We start from the raw sequence: 18,746 nt of genomic DNA on the forward strand, positions 1-18,746 counted from the left end.
CTGTCAGAGCACTGCGTTCTCTGAGCAGACTGCCGACGAATCCGACGGTCGCGCCCAGTCCCAGGGCCGCGCTCACCAGTCCGGTGCGGCTCATCGATCGCATGGCCCCCGCCTCCCATTCAGAGGTGCTGCCAGCTGTCAGGTGGATCCGCCGTACCCGAACGCATGCTATCCACCCAGCGATTCCATCGAAACCGACTAAAAGCAAAGAGCGGATCGTGTTCCGGTACACACCGGACACGACCCGCTCCGCTGGGCGCCGAGGTCAGTCCTCGGACTCCTCGGACTCCTCGGAGTCACTGTCCTGGACTCCCTGGGGCAGGACCGGGCCCTCGCCCGGAGCCAGCGTGCCGAGGATCCGCTCAAGGTCCTCCATCGAGGCGAACTCGACGGTGATCTTGCCCTTCTTCTGGCCGAGGTCCACCTTCACCCGGGTCTCGAAGCGGTCCGAGAGCCGGGTCGCGAGATCGGTCAGCGCCGGGGAGACCCGCGCGCCCGCACGAGGACCCTTGGCCCGGGTTGCTGCCTGCGGTCGCGAGCCCATGAGGGTCACGATCTCCTCGACGGCCCGCACCGAGAGCCCTTCGGCGACGATGCGGTGGGCCAGGCGGTCCTGCTCCTCCGAGTCGTCGACGGAGAGCAGCGCCCGGGCATGCCCGGCCGACAGGACACCGGCCGCGACCCTGCGCTGGACGGCCGGCGAGAGCTTCAGCAGCCGCAGGGTGTTGGAGACCTGCGGCCGCGAACGCCCGATACGGTCGGCCAGCTGGTCGTGCGTGCAGTTGAAGTCCTTCAGCAGCTGGTCGTAGGCGGCGGCCTCCTCCAGCGGGTTCAGCTGAGCACGGTGGAGGTTCTCCAGCAGCGCGTCCAGAAGAAGCTTCTCGTCATCCGTCGCCCGGACGATCGCCGGGATCGCCTCCAGGCCGGCCTCACGGCAGGCCCGCCAGCGCCGCTCACCCATGATGAGCTCGTAGCGCGAGGGACCGAGCTGGCGTACGACGACCGGCTGGAGAAGACCGACCTCCTGGATGGAGGTGACCAGCTCCTGCAGAGCGTCCTCGTCGAAGACCTCACGCGGCTGGCGAGGGTTCGGCGTGATGTCGTCGAGCGGGATCTCCGCGAAGTGGGCGCCCATCGGAGACGCCGGCGCCTCGGGAACCACACCGAAGACCGAGGGCTCCTCGGGCTCCTGTGACACCGCCGGCAGCGTCGTCACCTTCGCGGCGGCGACGCCTCGCTCGGTCGTCAGCACCGGGCCCGCTGCCACCGACGGAGACCCCGTGCCACCCATCGCTGCCTGGGCCGGGTTCTTCTCGGTCGGGGCAGCTGGGATCAGCGCGCCGAGGCCACGTCCCAGCCCCCTCCGTCGCTCGCTCACTGAATGCCCTCCACCATGCTCGTGTTGCTCTGGGTGCCGATGTGGGCCTGCGTCGGGTCGTAGCTGACACCGAGGCCCCTCAGCGCGATTTCTCGGGCCGCCTCAAGGTAGGAGAGGGCACCGCTCGATCCAGGATCGTAGGTCAGAACCGTCTGCCCGTAGCTCGGCGCCTCGGAGATACGGACCGAGCGGGGAATGCTCGTCCGCAGCACCTCTTCGCCGAAGTGACTGCGCACCTCTTCGGCGACCTGGGAAGCGAGTCGCGTCCGGCCGTCGTACATGGTGAGCAGGATGGTCGACACGTGCAGGGCGGGGTTGAGGTGCCCCCGCACCAGGTCGACGTTGCGCAGCAGCTGGCCGAGGCCTTCCAGGGCGTAGTACTCGCACTGGATCGGGATGAGCACCTCGGCGCCCGCGACCAGTGCGTTGACCGTCAGGAGGCCGAGCGAGGGCGGGCAGTCGATGAGGATGTAGTCCAGCGGCTGCTCGTACGCCTGGATCGCCCTCTGGAGACGGCTCTCCCGTGCCACCAGCGACACCAGCTCGATCTCCGCACCGGCGAGATCGATCGTGGCGGGGGCACAGAAGAGACCTTCGACGTCGACCACCGGCTGGACGACCTCGGCCAGCGGCTTGCTCTCGACCAACACGTCGTAGATGGACGGAACTTCGGCGTGGTGGTCAATGCCCAGCGCGGTGGAGGCGTTGCCCTGTGGGTCGAGGTCGATCACCAGAACGCGGGCACCGTGCAGGGCCAGTGACGCGGCAAGGTTGACGGTCGTCGTCGTCTTGCCGACACCGCCCTTCTGGTTGGCCACCACCATGACTCGGGTCTGCTCCGGACGTGGCAGACCCTCACCGGCACGGCCCAGCGCTTCTACCGCGAGTTGGGCAGCACGACCGATGGGAGTGTCGTCCATCGGAGGCGGTGTTTCACGTGAAACATCCGCCCCCATCGACTCGGTTCGGGGACCGGGGACCGGATCGGTCATCGGTCCCGCGATGTTGGCGTCGGACCGCAAGGATTCACTCTCCTCGACTTCAGGCTCGCAATGAACAGAGCCTCCCATGCCTTCGGGGTCGTGAACCAGTGAGGCCTGGTGTTCTGTGGAGAAATCCACCTCTGTGGACAACTCCGTGCCCCGCAAGAAGGACGGAGTGTCACGGGCTGCCCCCTCTCTGAGAGAACCGAGAGGCTTTCGGTCGCGTGGTTCGGCCGCGGCGCGGCCCCGGCCGATGATGCCGTGCAACAGTGAGCGACGTTTCACGTGAAACACGATGACAACAATTTGTCCTTTATGCGGGTGACACTCCGCCGCAGAGCACCCCGTCTCCCCCGCAGGGGTAAACATCGTCTTTTGCTACGAGCAGGAACATGCGGAGCCGGGGAGCTTCACGTCGCACGAACAGCGACGTTGAGCACTGTGCCCCTCACGCCGCAGAGGCGCCCTCCCGGGCCGGGAGGGCGCCTCTGCGGCGTTCATAGCTCTGCGCTGCGGTCAGCGTCGTCGCCGTACTCGGCCCGTGCGAGCGGCCTTGGCCCGCTTCGCCGCGAACCGGACGCCGCCCGGGCTCTCGCCGACCTCCACCCGCACGACCGTGGAGAGCGGGTCCACCACCCCTTCACCCACATGCAGGATGGACGTGGAGACCGCGCCGAGCTTGGTCAGGGCGGTGGACGCGGCCTTCAGCTCCTCCTCCGCCGTGTCCCCCTTGAGGGCGAGCATCTCGCCGTAGGGACGCAGCAGCGGAACGCCCCAGGTGGCCAGCCGGTCCAGCGGGGCCACGGCCCGCGCCGTCACCACGTGCACGGGAGGCAGCTTGCCCATGACCTCTTCGGCACGGCCGCGCACCACGGTCACATGATTCAGACCGAGCAGCTCGACGACCTCGGTGAGGAAGTTCGTGCGCCGCAGCAACGGCTCCAGCAGGGTGATGTTGAGGTCCTCCCGGACCAGTGCCAGCGGAATGCCCGGCAGCCCGGCGCCGGAGCCGACATCGCACACCGTCACCCCTTCGGGGACGGCCTCGGAGAGCACCGCGCAGTTCAGCAGGTGCCGCTCCCACAGGCGGGGCACCTCCCGAGGGCCGATCAGACCACGCTGCACGCCTGCCTCGGCGAGCAGCTCCGCGTAGCGGACCGCATCGGCGAAGCGCTCGCCGAACACTTCCCGCGCCTGCTCAGGCGCCGGGGGGAGCTCCGCAGCCTCCGTCACGGGGACCGTCCTTCCGTACCGCGCCGGCGCTCCGCGCACCGGCCACCAGAACCACCAGGCTGACAAAGTTCGGCCCCGCCTGCTCAACAGACGGGGCCGGTGAAACGGTGCGGCCGATCAGGCGGGCAGCACGACGACGAACCGCTGCGGCTCCTCGCCCTCCGACTCGCTGCGCAGCCCGGCGGACTTGACCGCGTCGTGCACGACCTTGCGCTCGAACGGGCTCATCGGCTTGAGCTTCACGGGCTCGCCCGTGCTCTTCACCTCGGCCGCGGCCTTGGCCCCCAGCTCGGAGAGCTCGGTGCGCTTCTGGGCGCGGTAGCCCGCGATGTCGAGCATCAGGCGGCTGCGGTCACCGGTCTCCCGGTGCACGGCCAGCCGGGTCAGCTCCTGGAGCGCCTCCAGCACCTCGCCGTCGCGGCCGACCAGCTTCTGCAGGTCGCGGCCGCCCGCGTCGCTGATGATCGACACGGAGGCTCGGTCGGCCTCGACGTCCATGTCGATGTCGCCGTCGAGGTCGGCGATGTCCAGCAGACCCTCGAGGTAGTCCGCCGCGATCTCGCCCTCCTGCTCCAGGCGGGTCAGGGTGTCTGCACCCTCGGCAGCGGAGGTGGTGCCTTCCGTCACGGGATGGGCTCCTTCTTACTTCTTGGACGGGGACTTGGGGCGCTGCGGACCGCCCTTGCGCTGACCGGACTGGGCCCTGCTGCGGCCGTTGGCCCCGCCCTTCGGGGGCTGCTGGGCGGCCGGCTTGGCGTCCTGCGGCTCGTCGGACTTCTCCAGCGAGGTCGTCGGCTCGGCGGAGTCCTCCGTCTCGGAGGCGGACGGCTCGGCCGAGGCGGACGGCTCACCGGCCGTCTTCGTGGTGCCGGACTGGCGCTGGGCCTTGGTCTGGCGCTTGGGCTGCTGACGCTTGGCGGCGGTGACCGCGACGCCGTCCTCGGTCCCCGCGGCGGCCTGGGCCTCGCCCTTGACCACACTGCCGTCGGCCTGGGCCACCAGACCCGCCTTGGTCAGCGAGTTGATGAACTTGCGCTCGAACTCGTTGCGGTCCCGGCCCTTGGACACGATCGCCTTGATGATGGTGCGCTCGCTGCGCTTGCGGGCCTTGCCGTGGGCGGTGACGTGGTGGGTCAGACGCTCCAGGTAGGAGGCCTGCGCCTTGGAACCCGGGGTCGGGTTGTTGCGGATGACGTACATCTGCTGACCCATGGTCCACACGTTGGTGGTGAGCCAGTAGACGAGGACACCGACCGGGAAGTTCACACCGAAGACGGCGAACATGACCGGGAAGACGTACATCAGCATCTTCTGCTGCTGCATGAACGGCGTCTTCACCGTGGTGTCGACGTTCTTCGTCATCAGCTGGCGCTGCGTGTAGAACTGCGACGCCGACATCAGCACGATCATGACGGCCGTCACGATCCGGACGTTGGTCTGCGAGGCGTCGAGCGAGGTGATCTGCGCTTCGCTGCTGAAGAACTTGGCAGCGAGGGGAGCGCCGAAGATGTGCGCCTTCTGCGCGCTCTCCAGCAGGCCCTGGTTGATCACACCGATCGTCGTGCCCGAGGCGATGCCGTTGAGCACGTGGTACAGGGCGAAGAAGAACGGCGACTGAGCGAGGATGGGAAGGCACGAGGAGAGCGGGTTGGTACCCGACTCCTTGTACAGCTTCATCATCTCTTCGGACTGGCGCTGCTTGTCGTTCTTGTAGCGCTCCTGGATCTTCTTCATCTCGGGCTGCAGCGTCTGCATGGCCCGGGTCGCCTTGATCTGCTTCACGAAGAGCGGGATCAGGCAGATGCGGATCAGGATCACCAGAGACACGATGGACAAGCCCCAGGCCCACCCGGTGTCGGGACCGAAGATCTTCCCGTACACCGCGTGGAACTGGACGATGACCCATGAAACGGGTGTCGTGATGAAGCTGAAGAGGCTGGCAATCGTGTCCACTAATCATGCTCCTTGGGCATGGGACGAAGTCTCTGCGGCCGGGCTCGAAGGAAGCTCGGGGGCGAGCTTCTCCTCGGTGGCCGGTTCGGCGGCGGAGGGCCCGCCCTTGCGTGCACGCCAGGCGTCACGCAGCATTTCGTGCCACCGCGGTCGCTTCCGCGGAGGAACATGATCCACACCGCCCAGCGACCACGGATTGCACCGCAGGATCCGCCAGGCAGTGAGTGCCGTCCCCTTGATCGCACCGTGCCGGTCGATGGCGGTGTAGCCGTAGTGGGAGCACGACGGGTAGTACTTGCACACCGGCCCCAGCAATGGACTGATCGTCCATTGGTACAGCTTGATCAGAGCCAGCAGTGGGTACTTCATCGCGCGCCCCCTCCCAGTAGCCGTTCGATGGCGGCGTCCAGGTCTCGGGCCAGCTGTCCATGGTCGGCGTCGCCCGCTCCGGGCAGCGCTCGTACGACTACCAGGCTACCGGGGGGAAACAGGGCGACTCGGTCGCGCATCAGGTGACGCAGTCTGCGCTTGACTTTGTTGCGTACGACCGCGCCACCCACTGCTTTGCTCACGACGAAACCCGCACGCGTCGAGGGAGCGCTCTCCCCAGGCGCGTGCGGGTCCGTGGAACCGCTACGAAGGTGGACGACGAGGGACGGGCGGCCGGCCCGGCGCCCCCGTCGTACAGCGGTCGCGAAGTCCTCGCGCCGCCTCAGCCGGTTCTCGGTGGGCAGCACGATGTCATGACCTGATCGGAATCAGGCGGACAGGCTGGCGCGACCCTTGCTGCGGCGGTTCGCCAGAATCGCGCGACCGGCACGGGTACGCATCCGCAGGCGGAAGCCGTGGGTCTTGGCGCGACGACGGTTGTTCGGCTGGAAGGTGCGCTTGCTCACTCGGGGGCTCCAGAAATCAAATCGGTGTGGCGGGTGCCGTCCTGGCTGTCACCGTGCGCCCACGAGTAGCTCGCGTCACGCCCGAGTGCACCGCTTCCCGATCACCTTCAGCGATCTGTGCCCATCGGAGGCAGGCGGCAGCAGCCATCGACAACTCGACCTGGTTACGGTACGCGGGGCTACGCCATTCGGTCAAACCAGCAGTGACCGAGAGACACTATCCACAGGCTGGGGACAACAACTTGAACCGCACCCGCCACGCTGACTACCGTGGCTGAACTCCGATTCGTTCCTTTATCCCCGCCCGACCCGATATTCATCCCGACCCGTCCGCGAACCACACGTTCGTGGGACCTGTGAGAGAGCGTGCCCTGTGGCTGACGTACCTGCCGATCTTGCCGCAGTGTGGCCACGCGTATTGGAGCAGCTCCTCGGCGAGGGCCGCGGGCAGGGCGTGGAGGGCAAGGACGAGCACTGGATCCGGCGCTGCCAGCCGCTCGCCCTGGTGGCGGACACCGCCCTGCTCGCCGTGCCGAACGAATTCGCGAAGAACGTGCTGGAGGGCCGTCTGGCCCCCATCGTCAGCGAATCGCTCAGCCGCGAGTGCGGGCGCCCGATCCGGATCGCGATCACCGTGGACGAGTCCGCGGGCGAACCCCCGACCCCGCCGGCGCCCCCCGCGCAGTCCCACCGCTACGAGGAGCCCGAGCAGCTGCCCGCGCCGCAGTACGACGGCGGATACGGCCGGCACCGCGCCGAGCACCCGGGCGAGCAGGGCGGCCGCGACCAGCTGCCGCCGCGCGCCGACCAGCTGCCCAACGCCCGGCCGGCCTACCCGTCGGAGTACCAGCGCCCCGAGCCCGGCGCCTGGCCGCGCGGCGGTCAGGACGAGTACGGCTGGCAGCAGCCCCGGCTCGGCTTCCCCGAACGCGATCCCTACGCCTCGCCGTCCCAGGAGACCTACCGCTCGGACGGCTACGGCGACTCCTACGGCCAGGAGTACCGGCCCCAGCAGCCCGCGGACCGGCCGTCGTACGAGCAGCAGCGCGGCGACTTCGAACCGCAGCGCTCCGACTACGACCGTTCCGAGTACGACCGGCCGGGCTACGACCGTTCCGACTACGACCAGCGCGACGGCGGCCGCCGCGAGCGCTCCGAGCCCCCTGGCGGGCAGGGCCAGGGCCGCCGTGGCGGACCCGGACGCCCGGACCTGCCGGCGGCCGGCGGCGGTCCGGGCGCGCCCGGACCGCTGGGGGCCAAGCCCGCGCCGGCGCCGGGACCGGGCGAACCGACCGCCCGCCTGAACCCCAAGTACCTCTTCGACACCTTCGTCATCGGCGCGTCCAACCGCTTCGCCCACGCGGCCGCGGTCGCCGTCGCCGAGGCGCCCGCCAAGGCCTACAACCCGCTGTTCATCTACGGCGAGTCGGGCCTCGGCAAGACGCACCTGCTGCATGCCATCGGGCACTACGCGCGCAGCCTCTACCCGGGCACCCGAGTGCGGTACGTCAGCTCGGAGGAGTTCACCAACGAGTTCATCAACTCGATCCGCGACGGCAAGGGCGACAGCTTCCGCAAGCGGTACCGAGAGATGGACATCCTGCTCGTCGACGACATCCAGTTCCTCGCGGACAAGGAGTCGACGCAGGAGGAGTTCTTCCACACCTTCAACACGCTCCACAACGCGAACAAGCAGATCGTGCTCTCCAGCGACCGGCCGCCCAAGCAACTGGTCACCCTGGAGGACCGGCTGCGGAACCGTTTCGAATGGGGCCTGATCACCGACGTCCAGCCGCCGGAGCTGGAGACGCGCATCGCGATCCTCCGCAAGAAGGCGGTGCAGGAGCAGCTCAACGCGCCGCCGGAGGTACTGGAGTTCATCGCCTCCCGGATCTCGCGCAACATCCGTGAGCTGGAGGGCGCGCTGATCCGGGTGACGGCGTTCGCGTCGCTCAACCGGCAGCCGGTCGACCTCGGCCTGACCGAGATCGTGCTGAAGGACCTGATCCCCGGCGGCCAGGACTCGACGCCGGAGATCAGCGCCTCGGCGATCATGGCGGCGACCGCGGACTACTTCGGCCTCACGGTCGAGGACCTGTGCGGCAGCTCGCGCGGCCGGCAGCTGGTCACGGCGCGGCAGATCGCCATGTACCTGTGCCGTGAGCTCACCGACCTGTCGCTGCCGAAGATCGGGGCGCAGTTCGGCAACCGGGACCACACGACGGTGATGCACGCCGACCGGAAGATCCGGGCACTGATGGCGGAGCGGCGCTCGATCTACAACCAGGTGACGGAGCTGACGAACCGGATCAAGAACGGGTAGCGGTCCGGCAGGCGGTCCTACGGCGTCCCAGGCGCCCTCGGGAGAGATCCCGGGGGCGCCTTTTCGTGTCCTGGGGACGGTTCGGAGGGACCCGGTTCGTGTCCTGGGGACGGTTCCGAGGGGCCCGGTTCGCGTCCTGGGAGCGGTTCGGAGGGGTCCGGAGCCGGTCGGCGGAGGCCGGTCGCGCGGTCGCGCCGTCCTCGCGAAGGCCCGTCGGCCGGGTCCGCTGTTCGATTACCAGCCGGGTTACGGGCGTCCTCCACAGATTTGCCGACTTTCTTGCGTCCACACCCTGGGGACTGCGAAGTTGTCCCGAACGCCGTCCACAGGCCGACCGGTGAAACGGCATCAGACCAGCTCAGGTGGGTGTGGATTCGTGGACGACGGATCTCCACAGCCTGTGGACGAAGAAATGATCCACAGGCTGTGCACGAAGTTGTCCACCGCTACCCCACAGGCCGAGGGGCAGTTGTCCCCAGCGATCCCCAGCTTCTCCACACCGCTGTCCACTGTTCGGCAACGTGACGCGCCCGCTCACCGTGTCGAGTGAAAGGCGTCACACGAAGCTGCCAGGTTGGCCTGTGGGAAAGGTGGGTAAAGCTGGGGACGGCGTTGGGGAGAACTCCCCTCGGGCTGTGCACGGGATGTGCAGAACTTTCTGTTCTCCACAGAGACACCCGGTTGTCCACCGGCTGAACCCACAGGGGCGGTGGACAAAATCTGGCCCCTGAGCTGCGAAAACAGGGTTATCCACGGTATCCACAGCCCCTACTACTACTGCCAACTAGAGAGAGCTGGGAATCCGTTTCGAAGAGGGCCCTGTGCACAACTCGCTCTTCGGCCTCTGACCGCGCCTCGTCACGACTTGACCCCGAGGGGCACCAGCTGTCAGTGCGGTGCGTCAGACTGGTCCCCGGTGTTCTTCCCCTCCCGGGGACCGACGACACCGAGTCAGACGACGAAGACGCAGCAGGGCGAGAAGCCCCGGCAACAGCAGGAGGCGGGCTTACGGTGAAGATCCGGGTGGAACGCGACGTACTCGCGGAGGCAGTGGCCTGGGCGGCACGCAGCCTCCCGGCCCGTCCGCCGGCGCCGGTCCTCGCCGGCCTGCTGCTGAAGGCGGAGGACGGCCAGCTGAGCCTGTCCAGCTTCGACTACGAGGTCTCCGCGCGGGTCAGCGTCGAGACCGAGGTCGAGGAGGAGGGCACGGTCCTCGTCTCCGGCCGGCTGCTCGCCGACATCTGCCGCGCCCTGCCCAACCGGCCGGTGGAGATCTCCACAGACGGTGTACGGGCCACGGTGGTCTGTGGATCGTCCCGCTTCACGCTGCACACCCTGCCGGTGGAGGAGTACCCCTCCCTGCCGCAGATGCCGAACGCGACGGGCACCGTCCCCGGTGAGGTCTTCGCCTCCGCCGTCTCCCAGGTGGCCATCGCCGCCGGGCGTGACGACACCCTGCCGGTGCTGACCGGTGTGCGCATCGAGATCGAGGGCGACACCGTCACCCTGGCCTCCACCGACCGCTACCGATTCGCGGTCCGTGAGTTCCTGTGGAAGCCGGAGAACCCCGAGGCGTCCGCGGTGGCCCTGGTGCCCGCCAAGACGCTCCTGGACACCGCCAAGGCCCTCACGAGCGGCGACAGCGTGATCCTGGCGCTGTCCGGCTCGGGCGCGGGCGAGGGCCTCATCGGCTTCGAGGGCGCGGGCCGGCGTACGACCACGCGGCTGCTCGAAGGCGACCTGCCCAAGTACCGCACGCTGTTCCCGACCGAGTTCAACTCCGTCGCCGTGATCGAGACCGCCCCGTTCGTGGAGGCCGTCAAGCGCGTCGCCCTGGTCGCCGAGCGGAACACCCCGGTGCGGCTCAGCTTCGAGCAGGGCGTGCTGATCCTGGAGGCGGGCTCCAGCGACGACGCACAGGCTGTGGAGAGGGTCGACGCGCAGCTGGAGGGCGACGACATCTCGATCGCCTTCAACCCGACCTTCCTGCTCGACGGCCTGAGCGCGATCGACTCGCCGGTGGCCCAGCTGTCGTTCACGACGTCCACGAAGCCGGCGCTGCTGAGCGGGAAGCCCGCGCTCGACGCGGAGGCGGACGAGGCGTACAAGTACCTGATCATGCCGGTGCGCCTCAGCGGCTGAGCGCCCGGAGTTGTCCACAGCTGTGCACGGCGCCGTGGGATCCCTGTGGGTGACCGGCGCTGTGCACAGGTGGGTTTCCCCAGGTGAGCGGCTATGCCCACAACTGTGCGCAAAGGGTCGCGATTAGGCTCGGGCGCGGCACGCACGTGCCACTCCTGCCTCACCGCAACCTAAGGAACCAACTGATGGAGCTCGGTCTCGTCGGCCTCGGCAAGATGGGCGGCAACATGCGCGAGCGGATCCGCCGCGCGGGCCACACCGTCGTCGGATACGACCGCAACCCGGACCTCGCCGACGTCCACAGCCTGGAAGAGCTTGTGGGCAAGCTCAGCGCTCCGCGCGTGGTGTGGGTGATGGTCCCGGCCGGCGCCCCGACCCAGTCCACGATCGACGAGCTGGCCGGGCTGCTGGAGCCCGGTGACGTGGTCGTCGACGGCGGCAACTCCCGCTGGACGGACGACGAGCGGCACGCCGAGGAGCTGGCGGCCCAGGGCATCGGCTTCGTCGACTGCGGTGTCTCCGGCGGCGTCTGGGGCCTGGAGAACGGCTACGCGCTGATGTACGGCGGCGACGCCGAACACGTCGAGACGGTGCGGCCGGTCTTCGACGCGCTCAAGCCCGAGGGCGACTTCGGCGCGGTGCACGCCGGCCGGGTCGGCGCGGGCCACTTCGCGAAGATGGTCCACAACGGCATCGAGTACGCGATGATGCAGGCCTACGCTGAAGGCTGGGAGCTGCTGGAGAAGGTCGACTCCGTCACGGACGTCCGTGAGGTCTTCCGCTCCTGGCAGGAGGGCACGGTCATCCGTTCCTGGCTGCTCGACCTCGCGGTGAACGCCCTCGACGGGGACGAGCACCTGGACCAGCTGAAGGGTTTTGCACAGGACTCCGGCGAGGGCCGGTGGACCGTGGAGGCCGCGATAGACAACGCGGTGCCGCTGCCCGCGATCACCGCCTCGCTGTTCGCGCGGTTCGCCTCCCGTCAGGAGGACTCGCCGCAGATGAAGATGATCGCCGCGCTGCGCAACCAGTTCGGCGGCCACGCCGTAGAGACGAAGTAGCGGGTCGGGAGGTCGGCGAAACACTCATGCACGTCACGCATCTGTCGCTGGCCGACTTCCGCTCCTACGCCCGGGTCGAGGTCCCGCTCGACCCGGGCGTCACCGCCTTCGTCGGACCGAACGGCCAGGGCAAGACCAACCTGGTCGAGGCCGTCGGCTATCTGGCCACCCTCGGCAGCCACCGGGTCGCCACCGACGCTCCGCTGATCCGGATGGGCGCCGAACGGGCGGTCGTCCGGGCGCAGGTGCGGCAGGGCGACCGGCAGCAGCTGATCGAACTCGAACTCAACCCCGGCAAGTCCAACCGCGCCCGCATCAACAGGTCCTCGCAGGTCAGGCCGCGGGACGTGCTGGGGATCGTACGCACGGTGCTGTTCGCTCCGGAGGACCTCGCGCTGGTGAAGGGCGATCCCGGCGAGCGGCGGCGCTTCCTGGACGAGCTGATCACCGCGCGCTCGCCCCGGATGGCCGGTGTGCGGTCGGACTACGAGCGGGTTCTCAAGCAGCGGAACACCCTGCTGAAGTCCGCGGCCCTCGCCCGGCGGCACGGCGGCCGCTCCATGGACCTGTCCACCCTCGACGTGTGGGACCAGCACCTTGCGCGCGCGGGCGCCGAGCTGCTCGCCCAGCGGCTCGACCTGGTCGCCGCGATCCAGCCGCTGGCCGACAAGGCGTACGAGCAGCTGGCGCCCGGGGGCGGCCCGGTCGCGCTGGAGTACAAGCCGTCGGCGCCCGGCGAGGCCCACACCCGCGAGGACCTGTACACCCAGCTGATGGCGGCCCTCGCCGAGGCCCGCAAGCAGGAGATCGAGCGGGGCGTCACGCTGATCGGCCCGCACCGCGACGACCTGGTCCTCAAGCTGGGGCAGCTGCCCGCCAAGGGGTACGCCTCGCACGGCGAGTCCTGGTCGTACGCGCTGGCGCTGCGCCTGGCCTCGTACGACCTGCTGCGCGCGGAGGGCAACGAGCCGGTCCTGGTCCTGGACGACGTGTTCGCCGAGCTGGACGCGCGGCGCCGGGAGCGGCTGGCGGAACTGGTCGCGCCCGGCGAGCAGGTGTTGGTCACCGCCGCCGTCGACGACGACGTGCCGCATCTGCTCGCCGGCGCGCGGTACGCGGTGGCGGACGGGACGGTGGAGCGCGTATGAGCACCGACGATCCCGGTCCCCGGAAGGAGCCCTCCGGCGTGGACCTGGCGCGGGTGGCGCTCAGGGCCGCGAAGGAGGCGGCACGCGCGCGGGGCGACGCGGCACAGCAGCGCAAGCAGGCGCGGCGCGGGGGCCTGCGCTCCGGCGCGCGCGCCGACGGCCGCGACCCCATGCCGCTGGGCCCGGCGATCAACCGGCTGATCACCGAGCGCGGCTGGGAGACGCCGGCCGCGGTCGGCGGGGTGATGGGCCGCTGGCCGGAGATCGTCGGCGAGGACCTCGCCAAGCACTGCGTGCCCGAGCGATACGACGAGGACGAGCGGGTGCTGGTCGTGCAGTGCGACTCCACGGCCTGGGCGACCCAGCTGCGCCACCTCGCGCCGGCGCTGGTCGCCCGCCTGAACGAGGACCTCGGGCACGGTTCGGTGCGGATGATCAAGGTCCTGAATCCCGGCGGTCCGGCCCGGCGCTACGGCCCGCTGCGCGCCCCCGGAAGCACCGGTCCCGGCGACACCTACGGGTGACTTACGTCACGCGATGAGCCGAGTGCGGAGCCGTCGTACGGCCCCCTCGGCCCCTTGGCGTACCACCCCGCGCGGGTGCGTACCTCGACCTGACCCCGGAGTAGCCAAGGGTTGACGGCCCGAAGCGCTGAGTGCCGCTGTGAGCCTCTTGGAGCCCCCATCCGTATATCGGGAGTCGGCGGCGACCGGTTCAGGGCGGCACATGCGGACTCAGGTACCGGCAAACCCCCATCACTGTCGGCGCTACCGGTAGACTGGAAGACAATCCCGCCCCGCCCGTGGGGACCGCCCGGGAAAAGCTGAGCAACGCTGATCAAGGCTTACCAACGCAACATGCCGCAGCCGCTCCGGCAGCCCTCTCTCGAGGGGGACCCTCAGGAGTCCGGCTCGTGCTGTGCCAGTGCCAGAAAGGGCGCTTCGTGGCCGATTCCGGCAACCCCAACGAGAACATCCCGTCCACCGACGCCGGCGCGAGCAGTGAGGTCACCGCCTCCTACGACGCCAGCGCCATCACCGTGCTCGAAGGGCTGGACGCGGTCCGCAAGCGGCCCGGCATGTACATCGGCTCCACCGGCGAGCGCGGTCTGCACCACCTGGTGTACGAGGTGGTGGACAACTCCGTCGACGAGGCTCTGGCGGGTCACGCGGACACCATCGACGTGACGATCCTGGCCGACGGCGGCGTGCGCGTCGTCGACAACGGCCGTGGCATCCCCGTGGGCATCGTGGCGTCCGAGGGCAAGCCGGCCGTCGAGGTCGTGCTGACCGTGCTGCACGCGGGCGGCAAGTTCGGCGGCGGCGGCTACGCCGTCTCCGGCGGTCTGCACGGTGTGGGTGTCTCCGTCGTGAACGCCCTGTCGTCGAAGGTGTCCGTCGAGATCAAGACCGACGGCCACCGCTGGACGCAGGACTACAAGCTGGGCGTCCCGACCGCTCCGCTGGTGCAGCACGAGGAGACGGCCGAGACCGGCACCTCGGTCACGTTCTGGGCGGACCCGGACATCTTCGAGACCACCGAGTACTCCTTCGAGACGCTGTCGCGGCGCTTCCAGGAGATGGCCTTCCTCAACAAAGGCCTCACCATCCGGCTCACCGACGAGCGCGAGTCGGCGAAGGCCGTCGCCGGCGCCGACGAGGCGGGCGCGGACGAGAAGGCCGAGGTCAAGACCGTCACGTACCACTACGAGGGCGGCATCGTCGACTTCGTGAAGTACCTCAACTCCCGCAAGGGCGACGTGGTGCACCCGACGGTGATCGACCTGGAGGCCGAGGACAAGGACAAGAGCCTGTCCCTCGAGGTCGCCATGCAGTGGAACAGCGGCTACAGCGAGGGTGTGTACTCGTTCGCCAACATCATCCACACGCATGAGGGCGGCACCCACGAGGAGGGCTTCCGCGCGGCGCTGACCTCGCTGATCAACAAGTACGCGCGCGACAAGAAGCTGCTCCGCGAGAAGGACGACAACCTCACCGGCGACGACATCCGCGAGGGTCTGACCGCGATCATCTCGGTCAAGCTGAGCGAGCCGCAGTTCGAGGGCCAGACGAAGACCAAGCTGGGCAACACGGAGGCCAAGACCTTCGTGCAGAAGGCGGTCTACGAGCACCTGAACGACTGGCTGGACCGCAACCCGGTCGAGGCGGCGGACATCATCCGCAAGGGCATCCAGGCGGCCACCGCGCGCGTGGCGGCCCGCAAGGCCCGTGACCTCACCCGCCGCAAGGGCCTGCTCGAATCGGCGTCCCTGCCGGGCAAGCTCTCCGACTGCCAGTCGAACGACCCCACCAAGTGCGAGATCTTCATCGTCGAGGGTGACTCCGCCGGCGGCTCGGCCAAGTCCGGCCGCAACCCGCAGTACCAGGCGATCCTCCCGATCCGCGGCAAGATCCTCAACGTCGAGAAGGCGCGGATCGACAAGATCCTGCAGAACCAGGAGATCCAGGCGCTGATCTCCGCCTTCGGCACCGGCGTGCACGAGGACTTCGACATCGAGAAGCTCCGCTATCACAAGATCATCCTGATGGCGGACGCCGACGTCGACGGCCAGCACATCTCCACCCTGCTGCTGACCTTCCTGTTCCGCTTCATGCGGCCGCTGGTCGAGGCCGGGCACGTGTACCTCTCCCGCCCGCCGCTCTACAAGATCAAGTGGGGCCGGGACGACGTCGAGTACGCGTACTCGGACCGCGAGCGCGACGCGCTCATCGAGATGGGCCGGCAGCGCGGCAAGCGGGTCCGCGAGGACTCGATCCAGCGCTTCAAGGGTCTCGGCGAGATGAACGCCGAGGAGCTGCGCGTGACCACCATGGACCAGGAGCACCGGGTCCTCGGCCAGGTCACCCTGGACGACGCCGCCCAGGCCGACGACCTGTTCTCGGTCCTGATGGGCGAGGACGTCGAGGCCCGCCGCGCGTTCATCCAGCGCAACGCCAAGGACGTCCGCTTCCTCGACATCTGAGTCGGTCTCAGCTGACCGCACAGGGAAGGATCTTCACCAGCAATGACCGACGAGAACACTCCCGTCACCCCTGAAGAGGGCGGCGAACTGGCGATGCGTGTCGAGCCCGTCGGGCTCGAGACGGAGATGCAGCGTTCGTACCTCGACTACGCGATGTCCGTCATCGTCTCCCGGGCGCTGCCGGACGTGCGGGACGGACTCAAGCCCGTCCACCGCCGGGTGCTGTACGCGATGTACGACGGCGGCTACCGCCCCGAGCGCGGCTTCTACAAGTGCGCGCGCGTGGTCGGCGACGTCATGGGCAACTACCACCCGCACGGCGACAGCTCCATCTACGACGCGCTGGTCCGCCTCGCCCAGCCGTGGTCGATGCGCATGCCGCTCGTCGACTCCAACGGCAACTTCGGCTCGCCCGGCAACGACCCGGCGGCCGCCATGCGGTACACCGAGTGCAAGCTCGCGCCGCTGTCGATGGAGATGGTCCGCGACATCGACGAGGAGACCGTCGACTTCACGGACAACTACGACGGCCGCTCCCAGGAGCCGACCGTCCTGCCCGCCCGTTTCCCGAACCTGCTGATCAACGGCTCCGCCGGTATCGCGGTCGGCATGGCCACCAACATCCCGCCGCACAACCTGCGCGAGGTCGCGGCCGGCGCCCAGTGGTACCTGGAGAACCCGGAGGCCTCGCACGAGGAGCTCCTGGACGCGCTGATCGAGCGGATCAAGGGCCCCGACTTCCCGACCGGCGCGCTGGTCGTGGGCCGCAAGGGCATCGAGGAGGCCTACCGCACGGGCCGCGGCTCGATCACCATGCGCGCGGTCGTCGAGGTCGAGGAGATCCAGAACCGCCAGTGTCTGGTGGTCACCGAGCTGCCGTACCAGGTGAACCCCGACAACCTGGCGCAGAAGATCGCCGACCTGGTGAAGGACGGCAAGGTCGGCGGCATCGCGGACGTCCGCGACGAGACCTCCTCGCGCACCGGCCAGCGCCTGGTCATCGTGCTGAAGCGGGACGCGGTCGCCAAGGTCGTGCTGAACAACCTCTACAAGCACACCGACCTGCAGACCAACTTCGGCGCCAACATGCTGGCGCTGGTCGACGGCGTGCCGCGCACGCTCTCCCTGGACGCCTTCATCCGGCACTGGGTGACGCACCAGATCGAGGTCATCGTCCGCCGTACGCGCTTCCGCCTGCGCAAGGCCGAGGAGCGGGCGCACATCCTGCGCGGCCTGCTGAAGGCGCTGGACGCGATCGACGAGGTCATCGCGCTGATCCGGGCCAGCGAGACGGTCGAGATCGCGCGCACGGGCCTGATGGGGCTCCTGGAGATCGACGAGATCCAGGCCAACGCCATCCTGGAGATGCAGCTGCGCCGGCTGGCCGCCCTGGAGCGCCAGAAGATCATCCAGGAGCACGACGAGCTCCAGGCGAAGATCACCGAGTACAACGCGATCCTGGCCTCGCCGGAGCGGCAGCGGGCGATCGTCAGCACCGAGCTGGCGGCGATCGTGGACAAGTTCGGCGACGACCGCAAGACCATGCTGGTGCCCTACGACGGTGACATGTCCATCGAGGACCTGATCGCCGAGGAGGACATCGTCGTCACGGTCTCGCGCGGCGGGTACGTCAAGCGGACCAAGACCGTCGACTACCGGGCGCAGAAGCGCGGCGGCAAGGGCGTGCGCGGGACGAAGCTGAAGGAGGACGACATCGTCGACCACTTCTTCGTCTCCACCACCCACCACTGGCTGCTGTTCTTCACCAACAAGGGCCGGGTCTACCGGGCCAAGGCGTACGAGCTGCCGGACGCCGGCCGGGACGCGCGCGGTCAGCACGTGGCGAACCTGCTGGCCTTCCAGCCGGACGAGGCGATCGCCGAGATCCTCGCCATCCGCGACTACGACGCGGCGCCCTACCTGGTGCTCGCCACCAAGGCCGGTCTGGTCAAGAAGACGCCTCTGAAGGATTACGATTCGCCCCGCTCCGGCGGTGTCATCGCGATCAACCTGCGTGAGAGCGAGGACGGTTCCGACGACGAACTGATCGGAGCCGAACTGGTCTCGGCGGACGACGATCTGCTTCTGATCAGCAAGAAGGCTCAGTCGATCAGGTTCACCGCCTCCGACGACACCCTGCGGCCCATGGGCCGTGCCACCTCGGGTGTCAAGGGCATGAGTTTCCGCGAGAGCGATGAACTTCTGTCGATGAATGTTGTTCGACCCGGTACGTTCGTGTTCACTGCCACCGACGGGGGGTACGCGAAGCGGACCCGTGTCGACGAGTACCGCGTCCAGGGCCGTGGCGGCCTCGGCATCAAGGCCGCCAAGATCGTGGAGGACCGCGGTTCGCTCGTCGGCGCGCTGATCGTCGAGGAGAACGACGAGATCCTCGCCATCACCCTGTCCGGCGGTGTGATTCGTACGCGAGTCAGCGGGGTCAGGGAGACGGGCCGTGACACCATGGGCGTCCAACTGATCAACCTGGGCAAGCGCGATGCCGTGGTCGGCATCGCACGGAACGCCGAGGCCGGCAGCGAGGCGGAGGAAGTCGACGGCGAGGACGTCGTGGACGAGGCCGTCGAGACCGTCGAAGGTGTCGAGACCAGCGGTACGGACGAGGGTGAGGCGCCCTCGGCCGAGTAG

Annotated in this window: 15 protein-coding genes; 7 read left to right on the forward strand and 8 right to left on the reverse strand. The window is 68.7% G+C overall.

The features are described 5' to 3' along the window. Positions 1-265: 265 nt before the first annotated feature. The 8 genes from ACIQOE_RS24915 to rpmH all read right to left on the reverse strand — a co-directional run bounded on the left by ACIQOE_RS24915 (position 266) and on the right by rpmH (position 6,443). The gene (locus ACIQOE_RS24915; protein ID WP_401413828.1) at positions 266-1,378 is read right to left on the reverse strand and encodes a ParB/RepB/Spo0J family partition protein; all 1,113 of its coding nucleotides are present in this window, start codon (positions 1,376-1,378) and stop codon (positions 266-268) included. Beyond that, positions 1,375-2,448 (reverse strand): ParA family protein, encoded by a 1,074-nt coding sequence (locus tag ACIQOE_RS24920; protein ID WP_351317831.1) that lies wholly within the window; start codon positions 2,446-2,448, stop codon positions 1,375-1,377. The genes ACIQOE_RS24915 and ACIQOE_RS24920 overlap by 4 nt, the downstream gene beginning before the upstream one ends. A 429-nt stretch (positions 2,449-2,877) precedes the next feature. Then, positions 2,878-3,594: a 16S rRNA (guanine(527)-N(7))-methyltransferase RsmG gene (gene rsmG, locus ACIQOE_RS24925; RefSeq protein WP_351316538.1), complete on the reverse strand. Its 717-nt coding sequence runs from the start codon at positions 3,592-3,594 to the stop codon at positions 2,878-2,880. A gap of 117 nt (positions 3,595-3,711) precedes the next feature. Beyond that, positions 3,712-4,221 (reverse strand): R3H domain-containing nucleic acid-binding protein, encoded by a 510-nt coding sequence (locus ACIQOE_RS24930; protein ID WP_351316540.1) that lies wholly within the window; start codon positions 4,219-4,221, stop codon positions 3,712-3,714. A 15-nt stretch (positions 4,222-4,236) separates the two neighbouring features. Then, the gene (gene yidC / locus ACIQOE_RS24935) at positions 4,237-5,547 is read right to left on the reverse strand and encodes a membrane protein insertase YidC (protein WP_351316543.1); all 1,311 of its coding nucleotides are present in this window, start codon (positions 5,545-5,547) and stop codon (positions 4,237-4,239) included. 3 nt (positions 5,548-5,550) lie between these two features. Continuing rightward, the gene (gene yidD / locus ACIQOE_RS24940) at positions 5,551-5,916 is read right to left on the reverse strand and encodes a membrane protein insertion efficiency factor YidD (RefSeq protein WP_351316546.1); all 366 of its coding nucleotides are present in this window, start codon (positions 5,914-5,916) and stop codon (positions 5,551-5,553) included. Then, positions 5,913-6,284 (reverse strand): ribonuclease P protein component, encoded by a 372-nt coding sequence (rnpA, locus tag ACIQOE_RS24945; protein ID WP_365569285.1) that lies wholly within the window; start codon positions 6,282-6,284, stop codon positions 5,913-5,915. Before rnpA ends, yidD begins: the two co-directional genes overlap by 4 nt. Before the next feature lie 21 nt (positions 6,285-6,305). Beyond that, a complete protein-coding gene (gene rpmH / locus ACIQOE_RS24950; RefSeq protein ID WP_005482975.1) occupies positions 6,306-6,443 on the reverse strand; it encodes a 50S ribosomal protein L34 in 138 nt (45 codons plus the stop codon). A gap of 373 nt (positions 6,444-6,816) precedes the next feature. Between rpmH and dnaA the strand changes: the two genes are divergently transcribed. The 7 genes from dnaA (at position 6,817) to gyrA (ending at position 18,746) form a co-directional block, all read left to right on the forward strand. Then, complete coding sequence (gene dnaA, locus ACIQOE_RS24955; protein WP_401413832.1) at positions 6,817-8,766, forward strand: chromosomal replication initiator protein DnaA; 1,950 nt, start codon at positions 6,817-6,819, stop codon at positions 8,764-8,766. A 1,011-nt stretch (positions 8,767-9,777) separates the two neighbouring features. Further along, a complete protein-coding gene (gene dnaN, locus ACIQOE_RS24960; RefSeq protein ID WP_123975717.1) occupies positions 9,778-10,908 on the forward strand; it encodes a DNA polymerase III subunit beta in 1,131 nt (376 codons plus the stop codon). A gap of 185 nt (positions 10,909-11,093) precedes the next feature. Further along, on the forward strand, positions 11,094-11,969 hold the full coding sequence (gnd, locus tag ACIQOE_RS24965) for a phosphogluconate dehydrogenase (NAD(+)-dependent, decarboxylating) (RefSeq protein WP_365559059.1): 876 nt from the start codon (positions 11,094-11,096) through the stop codon (positions 11,967-11,969). A 26-nt stretch (positions 11,970-11,995) separates the two neighbouring features. Next, positions 11,996-13,117: a DNA replication/repair protein RecF gene (recF, locus tag ACIQOE_RS24970; protein ID WP_365569279.1), complete on the forward strand. Its 1,122-nt coding sequence runs from the start codon at positions 11,996-11,998 to the stop codon at positions 13,115-13,117. Next, positions 13,114-13,641, forward strand: coding sequence for a DciA family protein (locus tag ACIQOE_RS24975; protein WP_351316559.1), 528 nt, complete (start codon positions 13,114-13,116; stop codon positions 13,639-13,641). Before recF ends, ACIQOE_RS24975 begins: the two co-directional genes overlap by 4 nt. A 419-nt stretch (positions 13,642-14,060) precedes the next feature. Beyond that, complete coding sequence (gene gyrB, locus ACIQOE_RS24980) at positions 14,061-16,100, forward strand: DNA topoisomerase (ATP-hydrolyzing) subunit B (RefSeq protein WP_351316562.1); 2,040 nt, start codon at positions 14,061-14,063, stop codon at positions 16,098-16,100. Positions 16,101-16,142: 42 nt separating this feature from the next. Then, positions 16,143-18,746 carry a DNA gyrase subunit A gene (gyrA, locus tag ACIQOE_RS24985; protein WP_351316565.1) on the forward strand — a complete coding sequence of 868 codons (2,604 nt, stop codon included), beginning with the start codon at positions 16,143-16,145 and terminating at the stop codon, positions 18,744-18,746.

The sequence above is a fragment of the Streptomyces sp. NPDC091282 genome, assembly GCF_044757385.1.
GTDB lineage: Bacteria > Actinomycetota > Actinomycetes > Streptomycetales > Streptomycetaceae > Streptomyces > Streptomyces gramineus.